This is a genomic window from Dietzia sp. 2505, from assembly GCF_040546785.1.
GTDB lineage: Bacteria > Actinomycetota > Actinomycetes > Mycobacteriales > Mycobacteriaceae > Dietzia.
In genome coordinates, this window is sequence record NZ_JBEPON010000004.1 from 280,260 (window position 1) to 297,822 (window position 17,563).

General features: G+C 71.4%; 20 protein-coding genes. 16 read left to right on the forward strand and 4 right to left on the reverse strand.

Going from position 1 to position 17,563, the window contains the following annotated elements; all coding sequences use genetic code 11:
* Window positions 1-29 precede the first annotated feature (29 nt).
* The 12 genes from ftsH (at window position 30) to ABIE38_RS10385 (ending at window position 10,617) form a co-directional block, all read left to right on the forward strand.
* Window positions 30-2,492 carry an ATP-dependent zinc metalloprotease FtsH gene (ftsH, locus tag ABIE38_RS10330; RefSeq protein ID WP_354055963.1) on the forward strand — a complete coding sequence of 821 codons (2,463 nt, stop codon included), beginning with the start codon at window positions 30-32 and terminating at the stop codon, window positions 2,490-2,492.
* A gap of 33 nt (window positions 2,493-2,525) precedes the next feature.
* Window positions 2,526-3,149 (forward strand): GTP cyclohydrolase I FolE, encoded by a 624-nt coding sequence (gene folE / locus ABIE38_RS10335; RefSeq protein WP_354055965.1) that lies wholly within the window; start codon window positions 2,526-2,528, stop codon window positions 3,147-3,149.
* The gene (gene folP, locus ABIE38_RS10340; protein WP_502914763.1) at window positions 3,146-4,030 is read left to right on the forward strand and encodes a dihydropteroate synthase; all 885 of its coding nucleotides are present in this window, start codon (window positions 3,146-3,148) and stop codon (window positions 4,028-4,030) included. Before folE ends, folP begins: the two co-directional genes overlap by 4 nt.
* Window positions 4,030-4,422, forward strand: a complete 393-nt coding sequence (gene folB / locus ABIE38_RS10345) for a dihydroneopterin aldolase (RefSeq protein ID WP_354055967.1) — start codon at window positions 4,030-4,032, stop codon at window positions 4,420-4,422. Before folP ends, folB begins: the two co-directional genes overlap by 1 nt.
* Complete coding sequence (gene folK / locus ABIE38_RS10350; RefSeq protein WP_354055969.1) at window positions 4,419-4,943, forward strand: 2-amino-4-hydroxy-6-hydroxymethyldihydropteridine diphosphokinase; 525 nt, start codon at window positions 4,419-4,421, stop codon at window positions 4,941-4,943. Before folB ends, folK begins: the two co-directional genes overlap by 4 nt.
* A 1-nt stretch (window position 4,944) precedes the next feature.
* Window positions 4,945-5,421: a DUF3180 domain-containing protein gene (locus tag ABIE38_RS10355; RefSeq protein ID WP_354055971.1), complete on the forward strand. Its 477-nt coding sequence runs from the start codon at window positions 4,945-4,947 to the stop codon at window positions 5,419-5,421.
* A gap of 91 nt (window positions 5,422-5,512) precedes the next feature.
* A complete protein-coding gene (locus tag ABIE38_RS10360; protein WP_354055973.1) occupies window positions 5,513-6,613 on the forward strand; it encodes a DUF6779 domain-containing protein in 1,101 nt (366 codons plus the stop codon).
* 158 nt (window positions 6,614-6,771) lie between these two features.
* The gene (locus ABIE38_RS10365) at window positions 6,772-7,725 is read left to right on the forward strand and encodes a Rossmann-like and DUF2520 domain-containing protein (RefSeq protein ID WP_354056107.1); all 954 of its coding nucleotides are present in this window, start codon (window positions 6,772-6,774) and stop codon (window positions 7,723-7,725) included.
* Window positions 7,722-8,708 carry a pantoate--beta-alanine ligase gene (gene panC, locus ABIE38_RS10370; RefSeq protein ID WP_354055975.1) on the forward strand — a complete coding sequence of 329 codons (987 nt, stop codon included), beginning with the start codon at window positions 7,722-7,724 and terminating at the stop codon, window positions 8,706-8,708. The genes ABIE38_RS10365 and panC overlap by 4 nt, the downstream gene beginning before the upstream one ends.
* Complete coding sequence (panD, locus tag ABIE38_RS10375; RefSeq protein ID WP_354055977.1) at window positions 8,709-9,134, forward strand: aspartate 1-decarboxylase; 426 nt, start codon at window positions 8,709-8,711, stop codon at window positions 9,132-9,134.
* A 16-nt stretch (window positions 9,135-9,150) separates the two neighbouring features.
* On the forward strand, window positions 9,151-9,921 hold the full coding sequence (locus ABIE38_RS10380) for a type III pantothenate kinase (RefSeq protein ID WP_354055979.1): 771 nt from the start codon (window positions 9,151-9,153) through the stop codon (window positions 9,919-9,921).
* A gap of 33 nt (window positions 9,922-9,954) precedes the next feature.
* On the forward strand, window positions 9,955-10,617 hold the full coding sequence (locus tag ABIE38_RS10385) for a TMEM175 family protein (RefSeq protein ID WP_354055981.1): 663 nt from the start codon (window positions 9,955-9,957) through the stop codon (window positions 10,615-10,617).
* Between the two features lie 80 nt (window positions 10,618-10,697).
* Here the strand turns inward: ABIE38_RS10385 and ygiD are convergent, their stop codons facing one another.
* Complete coding sequence (gene ygiD / locus ABIE38_RS10390; RefSeq protein ID WP_354055983.1) at window positions 10,698-11,489, reverse strand: 4,5-DOPA-extradiol-dioxygenase; 792 nt, start codon at window positions 11,487-11,489, stop codon at window positions 10,698-10,700.
* Window positions 11,490-11,759: 270 nt separating this feature from the next.
* Between ygiD and ABIE38_RS10395 the strand changes: the two genes are divergently transcribed.
* The 3 genes from ABIE38_RS10395 to lysS are packed head-to-tail and all read left to right on the forward strand — an operon-like array spanning window position 11,760 to window position 14,823.
* Window positions 11,760-12,176 (forward strand): rhodanese-like domain-containing protein, encoded by a 417-nt coding sequence (locus tag ABIE38_RS10395; protein WP_354055985.1) that lies wholly within the window; start codon window positions 11,760-11,762, stop codon window positions 12,174-12,176.
* 58 nt (window positions 12,177-12,234) lie between these two features.
* Window positions 12,235-13,197: a glutaminase A gene (gene glsA / locus ABIE38_RS10400; protein WP_354055987.1), complete on the forward strand. Its 963-nt coding sequence runs from the start codon at window positions 12,235-12,237 to the stop codon at window positions 13,195-13,197.
* A 21-nt stretch (window positions 13,198-13,218) separates the two neighbouring features.
* Window positions 13,219-14,823 carry a lysine--tRNA ligase gene (lysS, locus tag ABIE38_RS10405; protein WP_354055989.1) on the forward strand — a complete coding sequence of 535 codons (1,605 nt, stop codon included), beginning with the start codon at window positions 13,219-13,221 and terminating at the stop codon, window positions 14,821-14,823.
* Between the two features lie 31 nt (window positions 14,824-14,854).
* On the opposite strand, the gene ABIE38_RS10410 is transcribed toward lysS, so the two are convergent.
* Window positions 14,855-15,484, reverse strand: coding sequence for a DUF1801 domain-containing protein (locus tag ABIE38_RS10410; RefSeq protein WP_354055991.1), 630 nt, complete (start codon window positions 15,482-15,484; stop codon window positions 14,855-14,857).
* 102 nt (window positions 15,485-15,586) lie between these two features.
* Between ABIE38_RS10410 and ABIE38_RS10415 the strand changes: the two genes are divergently transcribed.
* Window positions 15,587-16,198 (forward strand): L,D-transpeptidase, encoded by a 612-nt coding sequence (locus ABIE38_RS10415; protein ID WP_354055993.1) that lies wholly within the window; start codon window positions 15,587-15,589, stop codon window positions 16,196-16,198.
* Window positions 16,199-16,202: 4 nt separating this feature from the next.
* On the opposite strand, the gene ABIE38_RS10420 is transcribed toward ABIE38_RS10415, so the two are convergent.
* Window positions 16,203-16,757, reverse strand: coding sequence for a hypothetical protein (locus ABIE38_RS10420; RefSeq protein ID WP_354055995.1), 555 nt, complete (start codon window positions 16,755-16,757; stop codon window positions 16,203-16,205).
* Window positions 16,758-16,925: 168 nt separating this feature from the next.
* Window positions 16,926-17,456, reverse strand: coding sequence for a hypothetical protein (locus tag ABIE38_RS10425; RefSeq protein ID WP_354055997.1), 531 nt, complete (start codon window positions 17,454-17,456; stop codon window positions 16,926-16,928).
* Window positions 17,457-17,563 lie beyond the last annotated feature (107 nt).

Genomic DNA, 17,563 nt, shown 5'->3' on the forward strand with positions numbered 1-17,563 from the left:
CGGGGCCGTCCTTCGCACTCGAGGACCGAATGGAACGTAAGAGCAACACCGTTTTCCGCAACGTGGCGATCGCGGGCGTCATCATCCTGGCGATCGTCGGTTTCTCGTTCTTCGCGAACGACGAGCGGGGGTACACCGAGGTCGACACCTCGGTGGCCCTCGCGCAGATCGACGCCGGGAACGTCAGGGAGGCGACGATCGAGGACCGCGAGCAGCAGCTGCGGCTCACCCTCGAGTCGCCGATCACCCCTGACGAGGGTGCGGACGAGACCGACCAGCTGCTCGCCAAGTACCCGGAGTTGGCGGCGGACCAGATCTTCGACCGGATCGCCGCCGCCGAGCCGGAGAAGTACGACACCACCGTCACCCAGCAGGGGTTCCTCACCCAGATGCTGTCGTTCCTGCTGCCCATGCTCATCCTCTTCGGGCTCCTCTTCTACTTCATGACGCGCATGCAGGGCGGCAAGGGCGGCCTGTTCGGCGTCGGCAAGTCGCGGGCCGTCGAGTTCACCAAGGACATGCCCCAGACCACGTTCGCCGACGTCGCCGGTGAGGACGAGGCCGTGGAGGAGCTCAACGAGATCAAGGACTTCCTCCAGAACCCGGCGCGGTACGAGCGTCTGGGGGCCAAGATCCCCCGCGGCGTCCTCCTCTACGGGCCGCCCGGAACGGGCAAGACCCTGCTGGCGCGGGCGGTGGCCGGCGAGGCCGGGGTGCCGTTCTTCTCGATCTCGGGCTCGGACTTCGTGGAGATGTTCGTGGGCGTGGGCGCCTCGCGTGTCCGCGACCTGTTCGAGAAGGCCAAGCAGAACGCGCCCTGCATCGTGTTCGTCGACGAGATCGACGCCGTCGGTCGGCACCGCGGCTCCGGGACGGGCGGCGGCCACGACGAACGCGAGCAGACCCTCAACCAGCTCCTCGTGGAGATGGACGGGTTCAGCGACCGCGAGACGGTCATCATGATCGCGGCGACCAACCGCCCCGACGTGCTCGATCCGGCCCTGCTGCGGCCCGGACGGTTCGACCGTCAGGTGCCGGTGACCAACCCGGACCTGCGCGGTCGCGAGTCCATCCTCGCCGTCCACTCGGTGGGCAAACCCCTGGCCGCCGACGTGGACATGAGGTCGCTGGCCCGCCGCACGATCGGCATGTCCGGCGCGGACCTGGCCAACGTGCTCAACGAGGGCGCGCTGCTGGCCGCTCGGATGGGCCGGGACGAGATCTCGATCGACATCCTCGAGGAGGCCACCGACCGGGTCGTGGGCGGACCCCGCCGCAAGCACCGCGTGATCAGCGAGCACGAGAAGAAGGTCACCGCCTACCACGAGTCCGGGCACGCGCTCGCCGCGTGGGCGATGGAGGACCTGGAGCCGGTCCACAAGGTCACGATCCTCGCGCGCGGCCGCACCGGCGGGCATGCCCTTGTCGTCCCGGAGGACGACAAGTCGCTCATGACCCGCGCGGACATGATCGCGCGGATCGTCATGGCCATGGGCGGCCGCGCAGCCGAGGAGTACGTCTTCGGCGAACCGACCTCCGGCGCCAGTTCGGACATCGAACAGGCCACCAGGATCGCCCGCACGATGGTCGCCGAGTACGGGATGAGTTCCAGGCTCGGGGCGGTCAAGTACGGCGGCGAGGGCGGGGACCCGTTCCTCGGGCGCGGTGGCGGCGCGGGCTCCGAGTACTCCCCGGAGGTGGCCAAGGCCATCGACGACGAGGTCCGCCGGATCATCGACGCCGCGCACACCGAGGCGTGGAAGGTCCTCGAGGAGAACCGCGAGATCCTCGACTCCGTGGCCGGGGAACTGCTCGAGAAGGAGACGCTCCGCCAGGAGGATCTCCAACGGCTGTTCGCGGACGTGGTCAAGCGTCCGAGGATCACCGAGTTCGACGACTTCGCCGGTCGTGTCCCGTCGACCCGGCCGCCCATCAAGACACCGGGTGAGCTGGCAAAGGAACGCGGCGAGCCGTGGCCGCCGCCGGTGAGCGACCCGTTCGCGATGCCCGTCCTCCCGGCGAGCCGCGAGCCGGGTGGCACAGGGCAGGACGCGGGCCGGGACCCCGGCGACCGGACCGATCGCGAGCGTGAGTCGGTGCCGGCGGGTGCGTCGTCGTCCGGGATCCCGGCCTACGGCACGCCACCGCCCCCCGGCTGGTCGGCCCCCGGGTGGCCCCCGCGGGCGACGACGCCGGGAACGGGCCGGGCGCCCGACACGGGACGGGGCGGCGGACAGGGACCCGTCGGGGACCGACCCCTGGACAGGACGTATGGTCCGAGCGAGTCCGAGACCACCAGGCTCCCGGCCGCCCCCGCCGAGCCCGAGACCACGGTCGACGAGCCGGACAGCCCGGGTGACCGGGACGCCTCGCCGTCCGATCGGTCGACCCGCGCGTGGTCGGCGGTGGACGGGGACGGGCGCCGGAGCGGGTCGCGGCGACGTGAGGACAAGGAACCCGGGTGGCGCGCCCCGTGGGAACGTGACGACTGACCCCCCGGTCGGTTTCGTGCGAGAAGAGGACTGATGACAACCCCTGACCACATTCCCCCGGCCGACGCCCGGTCGAGGTCCACCGACCGCGTGTTCGACGCCGAACGCGCCGAGGCGGCGGTCCGGGAACTCCTGATCGCCGTGGGCGAGGACCCGGAGCGCGAGGGACTCCTGGACACCCCGGCTCGCGTGGCCCGCGCCTACCGGGAGGTGTTCGCGGGGCTGTACACCGACCCCGCGGACGTGTTGTCCAAGACCTTCGACGAGGATCACCGCGAACTGGTCCTGGTGCGTGACATCCCCATCTACTCGACCTGCGAGCACCACCTGGTGCCGTTCCACGGGGTGGCCCACATCGGGTACATCCCGGGGCGATCCGGCGCCGTGACCGGGCTGAGCAAGCTCGCGCGACTCGTGGACCTCTACGCCAAGCGCCCGCAGGTCCAGGAACGCCTGACCGGCCAGGTCGCCGACGCCCTGGTGGACAGGCTCCAGCCCACCGGCGTCCTCGTGGTGATCGAGTGCGAACACCTGTGCATGAGCATGCGGGGGATCCGCAAAGCCGGTTCCGTCACCACCACCTCCGCGGTCCGGGGCAGCATGCGGTCCAACGCCTCCACAAGGGCGGAGGCCCTCGGCCTCCTCCGGGGTACGTGAGCCACCCGGCCGCCCCGCCGCGCCCGTCCGCACTGCCGCGCCCGGGCCGCTGCGCGGTCATGGGCATCGTCAACGTCACGGAGGACTCCTTCTCCGACGGTGGCCGGCACCTCGCCCCCGAGGCGGCCCTCGCCCATGCGCGCCGCCTGGTCTCCGAGGGCGCCGACCTCCTTGACGTCGGCGGCGAGTCCACGAGACCCGGTGCGATCCGGGTCGATCGGACCGACGAGGCGGGCCGGGTGATCCCGCTGGTCCGCGCGCTCGTGGAGGAGGGGGTCACGGTCTCGGTCGACACCATGCGCGCCTCTGTCGCAGCCGAGGCACTCGACTCGGGAGCGGCGCTCATCAACGACGTCTCCGGAGGCCTCGCCGATCCCGGCATGCTGCGGGTCGTCGCCGACCACGGCTGCCCCGTGGTGCTCATGCACTGGGTGTCACCCGACCAGTACCGGGCGGGCGCCGGCGGGCGTGCCGACTACGGCGGGGACGTGGTGACCTCGGTCCGCGACCACCTCGCCCGCCGCGCCGACGCGGCGGTGTCGGCAGGCGTCGACGCGGGCTCGATCGTGCTGGACCCCGGGCTGGGGTTCGCCAAGGACGCCGCCGACAACTGGGCGCTGCTCCACCGACTCGACGTCCTCATCGACCTGGGCTTCCCGGTGTTGGTGGCCGCGTCCCGCAAGCGCTTCCTCGGGTCGCTCCTCTCGGACACCTCCGGTGTGCCCCGGGCGGTGGCCGACCGTGACCCGGCCACCGCGGCCGTCACCGCTCTCGCGGCGGCGGCGGGGGCGTGGGCCGTGCGCGTCCACGACGTCCCGCCGAGCGCCGATGCCGTCCGGGTGACGGCCGCCTGGGCGGCCGGAGGGGTGGAGGAAGGCTGATGGCGGACCGGATCGAACTGAGGGGCCTGCGGGTCCGCGGCAACCACGGTGTCTTCGAGCACGAGAGACGCGACGGCCAGGACTTCCTCGTGGACCTGGTCCTGTGGACCGACTTCGCCGCGGCCGCGGCGTCCGATGACCTCGCCGACACGGTCGACTACGGTGCTCTGGCCCTGTTCGCCCGCGACGTGGTGTCCGGGGCCCCCCGCGACCTGATCGAGACGGTGGCCTCGCAGATCGCAGACGGGATCATGGACCTGGCTCCCCAGGCACACGCGGTCGAGGTGACGCTGCACAAGCCGCAGGCCCCCATCCCGGCCGAGTTCGCGGACGTCGCGGTGGTGGCCCGACGCTCGCGCGGCCACGGCGACCGCCCGGGTGTGGACCGGTGACCTGTCGGGCCGTGCTGTCGATCGGCGGAAACCAGGGGGATTCACTCAAACTGCTCCGTGGGGTGGCGGCCGCCGCCGCCCGGGAGGGGATCCTCCGTCGCGTCTCCTCCGTCTACGCGACCCCACCGTGGGGCGGGGTGGAGCAGGACGACTTCCTCAACGCGGTCCTCGTCGTCGACCACCCCGGGTCCCCCCGCGACGTGCTCGACTGGGGCCTCGCGCGGGAGCGCGCCGCCGGCCGCACGCGCGCGGTCCGCTGGGGGCCGAGATCGCTCGATGTGGACGTGGTGTCCGCAGAGGTCGACGGGACGCCGGTGCGCTCCCGGGACGAGTCCCTGACCCTGCCCCACCCGCGCGCTGCCGAGCGCGCGTTCGTCCTGGTCCCGTGGTCGGAGGTCGAGCCCGGGGCCCGGCTCGACGGCCTCGATCTCACCGACCACCTCGACGCCCTGGACCCCGCCGAGGTCGCCGCGGTCCGCCGCACACACGACCGGCTGGACCCCGAAGGGTGGGGCCGCTGACATGGCTCGCATCGCGGTGTCCACCCTCGTCCTGGTCGCACTCGTCGCCGGGGTGGCCGCCTACTTCCTGACCGGTGCGCTGCTCGGGTCGCTGCCGCCCCTCGGGTGGGGATGGGTCACGCTCCCCGTGGTGGCGTTGATCGACGTGCTGCTGGCGCTCCGGATCCGGTCCGCGGTCTCCGACGGCGGGGTCGGTCAGGACCGAAGCCAGATGCACCCGCTGACGATCGCGCGGTGCGCAGCCCTCGGGCAGGCGTCGGCCGTGCTGGGGGCCGCGGCCGGAGGACTGGGGGCCGGACTCGTCCTCTACTTCGCGCCGAGGCTGGGCGAGCTGGCGGCGGCCGGCGCGGAGCTGCCGTCGTCCGTGGCGGTGCTGGTGTCCGGGGCGCTGCTCGTGGGGGCCGGCCTGTTCCTCGAGTCGTCGTGCGAGACCCCGCCCTCCGACGATGACGTGGGGGGACTCGCCCAGCCGACCTGAGCTGATCGAGCGGTCAGCAGACGGCGGGCATCTGGAGGAACACGCGCTGGTTACCCGTGTGACTAGTGGTTCTCTGCGTATCATGCGGGGCATGAGTTCCGACGGCGCGATCGACAAGCCCCGATCCGTCCGCCCCGCCCGCGGCGACGACCGCGGCCTGGCGGGGATCGCTCTCGGGGCGCTGCTGGTGCTGGCACTCATCGCGACCGTGGTGATGGTCTTCTCCGACAATCCGGTGTGGATGCGGATCGGCACCCTCTCGGCACTCTGGGCGGCGTTCATCGGGGCGTTCCTCGTGGCCCGGTACCGGCGGCAGGCGGCGGCCGAGGCGGCTCGGGTCCGCGACCTGCACACCGTGTACGAACTGCAACTCGAACGCGAGATCTCCGCCCGTCGCGAGCACGAGCTCGTGGTGGAGAAGGACCTGCGCGACTCCGTGCGGGCGGAGACCACCGACTCCATCCACGCGCTACGCCACGAGATCGCCGCGTTGCGGGAGCAGCTCGGTCAGATGGGCGTCACCCTGACCGACGAGCGTCTCGCCGTGGGTGGCGACACCACCGCCGGGGAGCTCGGCGCCGGGTCGTCACTGCCGTCGGTGCCGTCCGAGCGCGTCGAACCTCGCCGTCGAGCACCGGAATCGACCCTGACCCCGCCGGTCGGTGCTTCTCCGTCGGGTCGCGCGTCGGCCACGCCCGCCTCGGGCAGCCCCGCGTCGTCCGGCATGCCCGGCTCGACCCCGCCCGCATCGTCTACCTCCTCCGGCCCGGTTCGACCCCGGTCGTCGACGCCCGAGCCGACCGTCACCGGCGTCGGTCGGGACGTCACGCCCAGTACCGAGCGCACCGAGAAGTTCTCCCCGGTCGAGGCCGCGGAGTCCCGCCCCACAGGCTCGAAGGACGACAAGCCACGTGGCCCCGCGGTCCGCCCCGCCGGTCGTTCGAGGTCGGAGCCGCTGAGCCCGCCGGAGCCGCAGAAGCCCGAGCCCGAGACCGCGCGGGAGCAGGCGCAGAAGCCCGAGCCCGAGACCGCGCGGGAGCAGGCGCCGAAGCCCGATCCCGCGGCCGCCGAGTCCGCGCCGCACAGCCGTCACGGCGAGGGCGGCGGACTCTCGGTCGCCGAGCTCATGGCGCGCCTCGGCGGCGACGACGCACCCGGTCGTGGCCGTCGCCACCGCCATTCGGCTGACTGAGACGGCGCGAACCGGCGGACCACGCCCCACCCCGGCTTTGTGAGGTACGCCACTCGGACGTGCCCTGGTCGGAGAGTGCGACTATTCTCGCCCCCGAGATGTCCGGGACCCACCACGTGAGCGGGCCTGGAACGGATCGAGCACTGGAGCACCTCATGATGTCCGAATTCGGCGTCACCGGAACACCCCCTGCCCGCCTCTCGGTCGGCCTCGTGTCCGCGGGACGCGTGGGCACGGCTGTCGGCGCCGCGCTGGAGCGTCGTGGACACGTCGTCTCCGCGGTCGTCGCCCGGTCCGAGCGGTCGCGTGAGCTCGTCTCCCGCCGTCTGCCGGAGGCCCGAATCTCCGATCCCGTCGCGGTGGCCGGGGCCGTGGAACTGCTGATTCTCGCGGTTCCCGACAAGGCCCTGCCGGAAGTGGTCGCGGAATTGGCTGACGCCGACGCCTTCCGCCCCGGCCACATCGTGGTCCACGTCGCCGGCGCGGTGGGCGCGGACGTGCTCCGTCCCGCTGCCGACGCCGGCGCGGTCGTGGTGGCGGCCCACCCCGCGATGACCTTCACGGGTGGAGACTCGGACATCGAGCGCATGGAGGGGTGCTCGTGGGCGCTGACCTCCCCGGACGAGGTCGGCCTGGTCGTCGGACAGATGCTGGTGATGGAGACGGGCGGCCTGCCCGTCACCGTCGCCGAATCCCACCGGGCGCTCTACCACGCTGCGCTCGCGCACGGCGCCAACCACCTCGTCACTCTGGTCAACGACGCCGCGGAGGCTCTCGCGGCTTCCTTCTCGGTCCTGCCGGGCGGCGGGGTCCAGGGGGACCCGGACGGCATGCTCGGTTCGGACGCCGGGGCGCTGGCCCGTCGCACCCTCGAGCCGCTGTTGCGGGCCGCGCTCGACAACGTCCTGGCCTCCGGGGACTCGGCGCTGACCGGCCCCGTCATGCGGGGCGACGCGGTGACGGTCTCACGGCACCTCGACGCGCTCGAGGACGTGGACAGCGGCATCGCCGCCGGGTACCGCGCGCTCGCGCTGCGGACGGCGGATCGCTGTGGTGCCGGACGCGACGTCACCGACCTCCTGGCCCCCGACCTGACGGAGCAGCTGCGATGACCACCTCGACCCTCCCCGTGCGGACGGCGGTCCCGGGACGGCCGGGAACCGGCTACACCCGGGGCGAGCTGACCGTCCACCACGACCCCTCGGCGCTGCACGCGGTCACCCGGTCGCTGCGCAAGGTCGGCAGGCAGATCACCTTCGTCCCGACGATGGGCGCACTGCACGAGGGGCACCTGGCCCTGGTCGAGGCCGCCCGCCGGACGCCCGGTTCCGTGGTCGTGGTGTCGATCTTCGTCAACCCGCTGCAGTTCGGGCCCGGTGAGGACCTGGACGCCTACCCGCGGACTCTCGACGAGGACGTGGCCAGGCTGGCCGCCGCCGGCGTCGAGCTGGTCCTCGCCCCCAGCGCCTCCGCGATGTATCCGAACGGGCCGAGGACCACCGTGCAGCCCGGGCCGACGGGTGACATCCTCGACGGCGCCGCCCGCCCCGGCCACTTCGCCGGGATGCTCACCGTGGTGGCCAAGTTGTTCAACATCGTCGCCCCCCACCAGGCGTTCTTCGGCGAGAAGGACTATCAGCAGCTGGTCCTGATCCGTCAGATGGTGGCCGATCTGGACATGGACGTCCGGGTGGTGGGTGTTCCGACCGTCCGCGAGTCCGACGGGTTGGCGATGAGCTCGCGCAACCGCTATCTCTCCGGGGAGGAGCGGGAGTTGGCCACCACCCTCAACGCGGCGCTGGTGGCCGGGACGTTCGCGGCCAAGGGTGGCGGGCAGGCCGTGCTCGACGCCGCCCGCGCGGTCCTGGCGGAGCGACCGCAGATCTCGATCGACTACCTCGAGCTCCGGGCCGGCGACCTCGGCGAACCGCCGCAGGAGGGGCCGGGGCGGCTCCTCGTGGCGGCACGCGTTGGAAAAGCGCGCCTCATCGACAACGTCGGCGTGGCCATCGGCACGGGGTTCCTCGCCGCCGCCGAGGCGACCGTCGCCTCCCAGCAGGCCGAGCTGGCCGCAGACCTCCAGGAAGGCCTCTAGATGCAGCGCACCATGCTCCACTCCAAGATCCACCGGGCGACCGTGACCCAGGCCGACCTGCACTACGTGGGGTCCTGCACCATCGACGCGGACCTGATGGACGCCGCCGACCTGCTCGAGGGACAGCAGATCGACATCGTCGACATCGACAACGGCTCCCGTCTGACGACCTACGCCATCACCGGCGAACGGGGCTCGGGGGTCATCAGCATCAACGGCGCGGCCGCGCACCTCGTCCATCCGGGCGATCTGGTGATCATCATCGCGTACGCGGTGATGGAGGACGCCGAGGCGCGGGCCTACGAGCCGCGCGTGGTGTTCGTCGACTCCCACAACCGGAAGCTGACGGAGGGCACCGATCCGGCGGACGTCCCCGAGGGGTCGGGACTCAAGAACCCGCGCGTCCCCGAGCCGGTCACCGTCTAGGTGCCGGGGTAGGGCCGTGCTTCTCACCGTCGACGTCGGCAACACCCACATCCGGCTCGGCGTCTTCCCCCCTGATGGCGGGCCGCTCGAGCGCACCTGGAGCATGCGGACGTCGCCGGCGGTGACCTCCGACGAGTTGGCGCTGACCATCCGGGGGTTGCTCGGGGAGTGCGCCGGGCGACTCTCCGGCATCTCGGCGATGTCGGTCGTGCCCTCGGTGACGGGCGAACTGCGACGGATGGCCGCCGACTACTGGCCCGGGTTGCGCGCGGTCGTGGTGGCGCCCGGCGTGAAGACCGGGGTGCCGCTGCTCGTGGACTCTCCGCGGGAGGTGGGGTCCGACCGGGTGGTCAACGCCCTGGCCGCCCACACCCTGTTCGAGGGCGCGGTGATCGTCGTCGACGTGGACACCGCGACCACGGTCGACGCGGTCTCGGCGCGGGGTGAGTTGCTCGGGGGGGCGATCGCGCCCGGGATCGACATCTCCGTGGACGCGCTCGCCGAGCGTGCGGCCGCGTTGCGCAAGATCGAGGTCGTGCGGCCCCGGGGCGCGCTGGGCAAGAACACGGTCGCCGCGCTGCAGGCCGGGATCGTGATCGGGTTCGCCGGGCAGATCGACGCCCTCGTCGACCGACTGCGGACGGACGTCGCCGAGCTGGCCGACGCGGCGGTGGTGCTGACCGGATTGCGTGCGGACGTGGTGGCGGAGGAGTCGAGGACGATCACCGACGTGGAGCCGGAGCTCGCGCTCGAGGGCCTGCGGTTGGTGTTCGAGAGGAACGCCTGAATCTCGCCCCGCGCCGGTGGCATGCTGTCCGCCATGGACGGGATCGGGCGGAGAGAGATCGACGACGACGAGGTGATCCGCAGGGACACCTCCGAGTTCGACCGCGGGGTGTCCTTCTTCGACGCCATCTACGGCTTCGCCGTCACGCTGCTCATCGTGAACGTCGACCTGCCGGAGCCGGAGGCGTGGCAGGACCTCGGCTCCCTGGCGGCATCCGGGCTCGGGCAGCAGTTGACCGGGGTCGCGCTGAGTTTCGTGGTGATCTGCGCGCTGTGGCGGGTCAACGTCAGGATGATCAAGGGCCTCACCGGACTCGACGGCCCGATGGTCGTCGGCAACCTCCTGGCGACGGGCCTGGTGATCCTCGTGCCCTTCACCACCGACGCGATCAGCAACCCGGCCACGGCCGATCTCGACCTGCCCACCGCGCTGTACGCCCTCAACATCGCCGGGGTGTCATTGGCGCAGGCCGCCGTGTACCAGCGTGGACGCGCGGTCGGACTGGAGCGCCGTCCCACGTCGGCGAGGGAGAACCGCATGGTGCTCTTGGCGGCGACCACCACCCCGGTGGTGTTCCTGGCCTCGGTCCCCGTGGCGGTGACCATCGGCGCGGGGACCGCCCAGCTGATGTGGGTGTCGTTGGTCGTCCTGCTGCCGTTGACGGGTGGCCTCGTGAACCGGGCCAGGGGGACCTGACGGCGCAGCGGCGTCGGGCTGAGCAGGGGCCAGGCTGTACGTGGGCCAGGCTGTGCGCGGGGTCGCGCTGCGCGTGCGGGTCAGGCCGCGGAGCGATAGCTCGTCATGGAGACCGACCCCCACGCGTACCCCTTGCTGAAGGCGTCCAACCTCTCGCCGGATCCGGCTGCCATGCCCGCCGTGTAGAGCAGGGGCAGGAAGTGATCGGCGCTGGGTACGGCCAGTCGGGCGTCGGGGTGTTCGACGAGTGAGAGGGCGTCCTCCGGCCGCTCGGTGAGCAGTTCCTGGGTGTGGTCGTCGAAGCGGTGCGCCCAGTCCGTCCCCGAGTCCCCGCGGGAGGGGTCCACGGCCGCCAGGTTGTGCACCACGTTGCCGCTGGCCAGGATCAGGACACCGGAGTCCCGCAGCGCCGAGAGCCTGGTGCCCAGGTCGAAGTGGTAGCCCGCGGGCTTGGAGGCGTCCACCGACAACTGGGCCACCGGGACGTCGGCGTCGGGGAACACGTGGGCGAGGACGGACCACGTGCCGTGGTCGAGACCCCACGAGTCCCGGTCCTCGCCGACCCAGGTGGGTTTGACCACCTCGGCCACCTCGGAGGCGAGTTCGGGTGCTCCGGCGGCGGGGTAGTCGAACTCGTTGAGCTCCCGTGGGAAACCGTAGAAGTCGTGGATGGTCCTCGGATTCGCCATGGTGGTCACCGCGGTGGCCCCGATGTACCAGTGAGCCGAGACGGCCAGCACGGCCCGGGGACGTTCGGGCAGGGAGGTGCCGAGCGCGGCCCACTCGCGGGTCCACTGGTTGACCTCGAGCGCGTTGAGGGGGACGCCGTGGCCGATGAAGACGGCGGGCTGACGCGTGCGTGCGGTGGTCATGATGCTCCTTCGATCTAGCTATATGATGCATCAACTATCGCTTGGGCGCCAGCGGGTGCGCCAGCGGGTGCGCTGTCGGGTGTGGTCAGGGCTCCGGGGGATCCGCCCTTGCTCTAGATAGACCGGTCTGTCTATTATTGGGGTTATGCACGCACGACGAATGCCCTCGGCCGGTCCGGCGGGCTCCGCGCGTGCGCAGCACTGGTGTCCCCGACCGGCAGCAGCACCCTCGAACGGACCAACCGGGACCCGCCTCACCAGGAGCACCAGATGACCTCTGTCGCCGTCACCATCACCGACCCCGCCGCCCTCACGCTGGACGTGGCGGACTACCGCGCCATCGTCGAGGCGGGGGCGCTCGTCGTGGACATCCGCTCGCGGGTCCAGCGCGAGCGGCAGGGTGTGCTGGCCGGGGCGGTCGCTGTCGAGGCCCGCCCCGTCGTCGAGCTACTCGATCCCCGTTCGCCGGCGCCCCTCGCCGCCGTGGACGAGGGGCGCGAGGTGCTCCTCGTCAGTGACGACGGTCTCGACGCCGAGCTGTTCGCCCTGGAACTGCACTCCCGTGGTGTGCGACGGGTCCGGGCGGTGGACGGGGGGCACGACGCGCTGCGGACGGCAGGGGCACTCGGCCTGCTCTCGGACGCCGAGCACCTGCTGCGCGAGCGGTCCGCGATCTCGGCGCACTGAGCGCAGCACCACGTCCGACCGGGGGCGGCCCGGCACCGACCCCGGTACGGTCACGTCCATGACGGACGACATCTCGGCAGATCTGCTCCAAGGCATCCTCGACGAGGTCCGTGACGACTCCTCGGGCGACCTGGTCCCGCACCTGGGCGACTACGAACACCCGAATCCCGACGCCCTGGCGATGGCCGTGTGCGACCTCGAGGGCACCGTGACCTCCGCGGGGGACGACGACATCCGCTTCGATCTCCAATCGGCCTCCAAGCCGTTCGTGTACGCCCTGGCCCTGGACCAGAAGGGCGTCGACGAGGTGGCCAAGCGGATCGGGGTCGAACCCTCCGGAGACGCCTTCAACGAGATCTCCCTCGAGGCCGGGACCGGCCGGGCGCCCAACGGTCTGGTCAACGCCGGGGCGTTGGCCGCCCACGCGCTCGTCGGGGACACCGACGACGACGAGGTCTCGCGCTTCGAGCACATCCGCGCACTGCTCTCCCGACTCGTCGGCCGCGACGTGGAGGTCGACGAGGAGATCGCCGACATCGAGGCCAAGAGCGCACACCGCAACCAGGCGCTCGCGCACCTCCTGGCCGAGGAGGGCACCCTCGCGGACGACCCCCACGAGGTGGTGGCGGGGTACGGACGCCAGTGCGCGGTCCGCGTGGACGTCCGCGAACTCGCCCACATGGCCGCGATGTTCGCGAACGGTGGCGTGAAACCCGGCAGTGACGAACGGATCCTCGGGCGCAAGGCGGTCCGCTACGCCAATAGCGTGATGTTCACCTGCGGCATGTACGACGCGGCGGGCGACTGGGTCTACCAGGTCGGACTGCCCGCGAAGAGCGGGGTGTCGGGATGTCTGTTCGCGGTGGTTCCCGGCAAGTTCGGGATCGCGGCCTACTCGCCGCGCCTGGACGAGCACGGCAACAGTGTCCGGGCGGCGGCCGCCATCGAGCAGTTGTCGGACCGGTTCGACCTCCACGTCCTCGACCACGTGCGTGGCGACGGGTTCGGCCCCGCCGCATAGGGACGACTATCCTCGGGAGTCGTGACCGACTCGACCCCCGCCGCGACCGAGCCCGCCGACGACACCCCCGAGCAGCTGCGTATCCGTCGCGACAAGCGGCAGCGCATCCTCGATTCCGGCGTCGACGCCTATCCGGTCGAGGTCCCCCGCACACACGGTCTCGTCGAGATCGCCACGGATCCGCGCTTCGTCGCCCTCGAGCCCGGGGAGGAGACCGACGTCCGGGTCTCCGTCGCGGGCCGCGTGCTGTTCGTCCGCAACACGGGCAAGCTCTGCTTCGTCCGACTCCAGGACGGCGTGAGCGCGGACGCCGACCTGTCGGTCCCGGTGACCGAGGACGGGCCCGATTCGTTCGCTCCGCAGCTGCAGGCGATGCTCTCGCTGGCCAACGTGGGCCAGGACCGGCTCGAGGCGTGGAAGCAGGACGTGGACCTCGGTGACCACGTCTCGGTGACCGGCCGCGTGGTGCGGTCCAAGCGCGGCGAGCTGTCCGTCATGGCCGACTCGTGGGTGCTGGCGGCCAAGTCGCTGCGTCCGTTGCCGGTCGCGCACAAGGAGCTGAGCGAAGACACGCGCGTCCGTCAGCGCTACACCGACCTCATCATGCGCGACACCGCCCGGCGCAACGCAGTCACCCGCATCAAGGTCGTCCGGGCGCTGCGGGACGCCCTCGACAGGCGCGGGTTCCTCGAGGTGGAGACGCCCATGCTGCAGACCCTGCACGGCGGTGCCGCCGCCCGCCCGTTCGTCACGCACTCCAACGCCCTGGACCTGGACCTGTACCTGCGCATCGCCCCCGAGCTCTACCTCAAGCGTTGCGTGGTGGGCGGGATCGAGCGGGTCTTCGAGATCAACCGCAACTTCCGGAACGAGGGCGTGGACTCCTCGCACAGCCCCGAGTTCGCGATGCTCGAGACCTACCAGGCCTACGGCGACTACGACACGTCCGCCACGATGATCCGAGAGGTCATCCAGGAGGTCGCCCGCGAGGTGTTCGGCACCACCACGGTCACCCTCGCCGACGGCACGGAGTACGACCTGGGCGGGCAGTGGCGCGAGATGCGAATGTACCCCTCGCTCAACGAGGCCCTCCGCGCGCGACACCCCGGACTCGGCGCGGAGGTGACGGTCGACTCGACGGTCGACGAGCTCACCGACCTGGCCGGGAAGGTCGGGCTCGAGGTGCCCTCGGGCAGGGGCTGGCTGCACGGCAAGCTTGTTGAGGAACTCTGGGAGCACCTGTGCGGCGACCAGCTCGAGGGTCCGGTGTTCGTCCGCGATTTCCCGGTGGAGACCTCACCGCTGACCCGCGATCACCGCACGGACCGGGGGGTCACCGAGAAGTGGGACCTCTACGTCCGTGGGTTCGAGCTGGCGACCGGGTACTCGGAGCTCGTCGACCCTGTGATCCAGCGTCGGCGTTTCGAGGACCAGGCGCGGCTCGCCGCGGCCGGTGACGACGAGGCGATGGTGTTGGACGAGGACTTCCTGGCCGCGATGGAGCAGGGGATGCCACCCACCACCGGGTTGGGAATGGGGATCGATCGTCTGCTCATGGCGCTCACCGGGCTGGGCATCAGGGAGACGATCCTGTTCCCGATGGTCAAGCCGCTACCCCGGGACTGACGCCGGCGATCATCGCGACTCCCGAACGGGGTCAGTCCGGCTGCGCCCACGCCGCCGCCACGAGATCGCGGAGCGCGGGTTCCCGGATCCGGGCCAGGGTCGTCACGTAGAGGCACCCCTTGCCGGTCTTGTGCGGCCCCAGCGTCGCGAGCAACGCGTCGACTCCCGGGGCACCGAGCAGGCCGTAGAGGCTGATGGCGGAGGCGCGGGGGCTGAAGCCCACCCTGAGGGTGTCTCCCTCGCGGCCGCTGTCGTAGACGTAGTGGTGAGTGCCGTAGCCCACGATCGAGGGGCCCCACATCGCGGGCTGTTCGCCGGTGACCTCACCGAAGATCTCCAGTAGTCGCAGGCCGTCCTCCACGCGGCGGGCGGTCGGCAGCCCCTCGATCCACTGCCGCGGTGAGCCCGGTGCCGAGAGGAACGCCGTGTTGTCGTTGCGGCCGGTGGCCCGGGGCCGCGGGGTCGGATCGGCGAGGGACAGTCCCGCCGCGGACAATGCGTCGCGCAGCACGCCGAGCTGGGAGGGGCCGACCCCATGCAGCGCCAGAACGTCCTGCTCGGGCGTGCCGTCCAACTGGCGCAGGTCGGTGATCCCGGCCGCGTCGAGGGCGCGGGACGCCGGCGCGGAGAGCCGGGGAAGCGGAAGCGGTGACTCGCTCATGGTGCAGACGGTAGACCTCTCGCCGGTCGACCGCCCGGGTCGAGACCCGAACGTGACAGCGAGTCGCCCGTCCGGGTGACGCTCCCCGGACATAATCACGGCATGAGAAGAATCCCCTCACGAGTGGTGGTCGGTGCGGTCGCGGCGCTGCTGGCCGTGGGCACCTCCACCTCCGCCGCCTCGGCCCAGGTCGCCCTACCGCCGGAGGCACAGCAGGTACTCGATCAGGCCCTGGCGGGATCCGTGCAGGCGGACGCGGACCTGCGCACCGCCGCCGGCGGCTGGTTGGAGTCGGCGGGGATCACACCCCCGCCCGGGTTCGTGCCCCCTCCGGCCGCGCCACCGCCGCCGCCGGACCGCACCCCGCAGAGCCCGTGTCCGCGGACGGCCGCCGCGTGCGTCGACCTCGACGGGAACCGGACCTGGCTGCAGTCGGGGGAGCGGCTGAGTTACGGTCCGGTACGGATGTCCCACGGAAGGACCGGCTGGGAGACCCCTCGCGGGACGTTCCAGGTCACCCGGAAGGTGCGCCACGAGGTCAGCCGTCTGTTCGACGACGCCCCGATGCCGTACTCGGTGTACTTCGTGGGTGGGATCGCCTTCCACGAGGGCGATCCGGCCTACGAGTCGCACGGGTGTATCCGGATGGATCAGACCGCCGCGGCGACCTACTTCGAGAGGCTGCAGGTCGGGGACACCGTGGTGGTGTTCTGACGCCTCACGAATCCTTGAACATGCGGGCCTCGGCGCGGTCCGGGAGTAGATATTCGGCGGACTTGGCCGCCAACGCCGATCCGATGATCACGAGGATGAACCCGATCGCGGCGACGAACGGACCATAGGTGACCGACGTGCCGTCGGGCAGACCCGCCAGCATCGGATCCGAGGTGTCGGTCGAGTTGAACAGGACCCAGACAAAGATGAGGTGGGCGATCAACACGAGGGACGCGAGTACCGCGTTGGCGGCCGCGAAGAATCCCAGCCGGGTGAACAGCGTGACCGCCACCAGGACCGACAGCACGAGAAGCCCCAGGAAGTTCAGGGGCGCCATCGCGCGCAGGTCCAGGATCTCGGTGAGGTCGAGCGCGCTGATCCCTCCGCCGGTCCCGGTGCTCAACCAGGGGAGGTACAGACTGAGCAGGGCGAATGCCAGTCCCACGACGGCGATCAGGCCGCCGACGCGGTTACGCAGGTGGGGGATGATCTTGCCGCCGGTCGGGGTGCTCGCCGACGACGGCGAGGTGCGGGTGACGGGCGTTGCTTGTGCGGCCATGGCGGGTGCCCCTTAATCGGACCGGAACCTGCGAAGTGAGGTAAGTCACATAATAGGCGGGGTGTCAGGGTTCTGCCACAACCGTGCATTCCCGCCGGACAGTGCCTGAAGGGCAGTGTCTGAAGGGCAGTGTCTGAAGGACAGTGCCCGCCGGACCGCGCCCGACCTTCACGTCACGTGATCCTCCAGGTATCGCGCGGACCGGGCGGCCCACGCCGCCCCTGCCGCCACCATCACGAATCCGAACGCGGCCACGTAGGGTCCGGAGGTCACCGTCGCATTCGCGGGCAGGCCTGAGAGCGCCGGCTCCGTCGACCCCGTGGACAGGATCAGGGTCCAGACAAAGGCGAGGTGGCCCGCCAGCACCCCGATCGCCACCACCGCGGCCGCGACGGCGAACGCGCCCAGCCGGGTGAACGCGGTGACCGTCACGAGGAGGGCCAGGACCAGGAGCCCGACGAACAGCACCGGTGCGACGCTGCGGACGTCGATGAGTTCGGTGATCCCCAGGGCGGAGATCCGCTCGCCCCCGCTCGTGGCCAGCCACGGCAGATAGAGGCTGATCAGCGCCAGTGCCAGACCGGTGAACGTCACCAGGGCCCCGATCCGGTTCCGGACGTGCGGGATCCTCTTGGTCCGTGCGGGCGTCCTGGTCGGGAGGGGGACACGGTGGGGTGCGGGTGGGGTGTACGCGGGCATGGCGATCACGCTCCGGGCGGGGTCGACGGACGCGGGTGCGGTTGCTCATATCGTAAGAGTCGGACCGCTCCGGGGCGTTGCGACAGGGCGGTTCGTTATGGTAACGG

Coding starts and splice junctions, on each gene's coding strand:
- ABIE38_RS10365 (WP_354056107.1), top strand. CDS start 6,772: ATGTCCGAATTCGGCGTCACCGGAACACCCCCTGCCCGCCTCTCGGTC.
- folE (WP_354055965.1), top strand. CDS start 2,526: ATGACAACCCCTGACCACATTCCCCCGGCCGACGCCCGGTCGAGGTCC.
- glsA (WP_354055987.1), top strand. CDS start 12,235: ATGACGGACGACATCTCGGCAGATCTGCTCCAAGGCATCCTCGACGAG.
- ABIE38_RS10410 (WP_354055991.1), bottom strand. CDS start 15,484: ATGAGCGAGTCACCGCTTCCGCTTCCCCGGCTCTCCGCGCCGGCGTCC.
- ftsH (WP_354055963.1), top strand. CDS start 30: ATGGAACGTAAGAGCAACACCGTTTTCCGCAACGTGGCGATCGCGGGC.
- panD (WP_354055977.1), top strand. CDS start 8,709: ATGCAGCGCACCATGCTCCACTCCAAGATCCACCGGGCGACCGTGACC.
- ABIE38_RS10360 (WP_354055973.1), top strand. CDS start 5,513: ATGAGTTCCGACGGCGCGATCGACAAGCCCCGATCCGTCCGCCCCGCC.
- ABIE38_RS10385 (WP_354055981.1), top strand. CDS start 9,955: ATGGACGGGATCGGGCGGAGAGAGATCGACGACGACGAGGTGATCCGC.
- ABIE38_RS10395 (WP_354055985.1), top strand. CDS start 11,760: ATGACCTCTGTCGCCGTCACCATCACCGACCCCGCCGCCCTCACGCTG.
- ABIE38_RS10425 (WP_354055997.1), bottom strand. CDS start 17,456: ATGCCCGCGTACACCCCACCCGCACCCCACCGTGTCCCCCTCCCGACC.
- ABIE38_RS10415 (WP_354055993.1), top strand. CDS start 15,587: ATGAGAAGAATCCCCTCACGAGTGGTGGTCGGTGCGGTCGCGGCGCTG.
- folB (WP_354055967.1), top strand. CDS start 4,030: ATGGCGGACCGGATCGAACTGAGGGGCCTGCGGGTCCGCGGCAACCAC.
- ABIE38_RS10420 (WP_354055995.1), bottom strand. CDS start 16,757: ATGGCCGCACAAGCAACGCCCGTCACCCGCACCTCGCCGTCGTCGGCG.
- ABIE38_RS10355 (WP_354055971.1), top strand. CDS start 4,945: ATGGCTCGCATCGCGGTGTCCACCCTCGTCCTGGTCGCACTCGTCGCC.
- panC (WP_354055975.1), top strand. CDS start 7,722: ATGACCACCTCGACCCTCCCCGTGCGGACGGCGGTCCCGGGACGGCCG.
- ygiD (WP_354055983.1), bottom strand. CDS start 11,489: ATGACCACCGCACGCACGCGTCAGCCCGCCGTCTTCATCGGCCACGGC.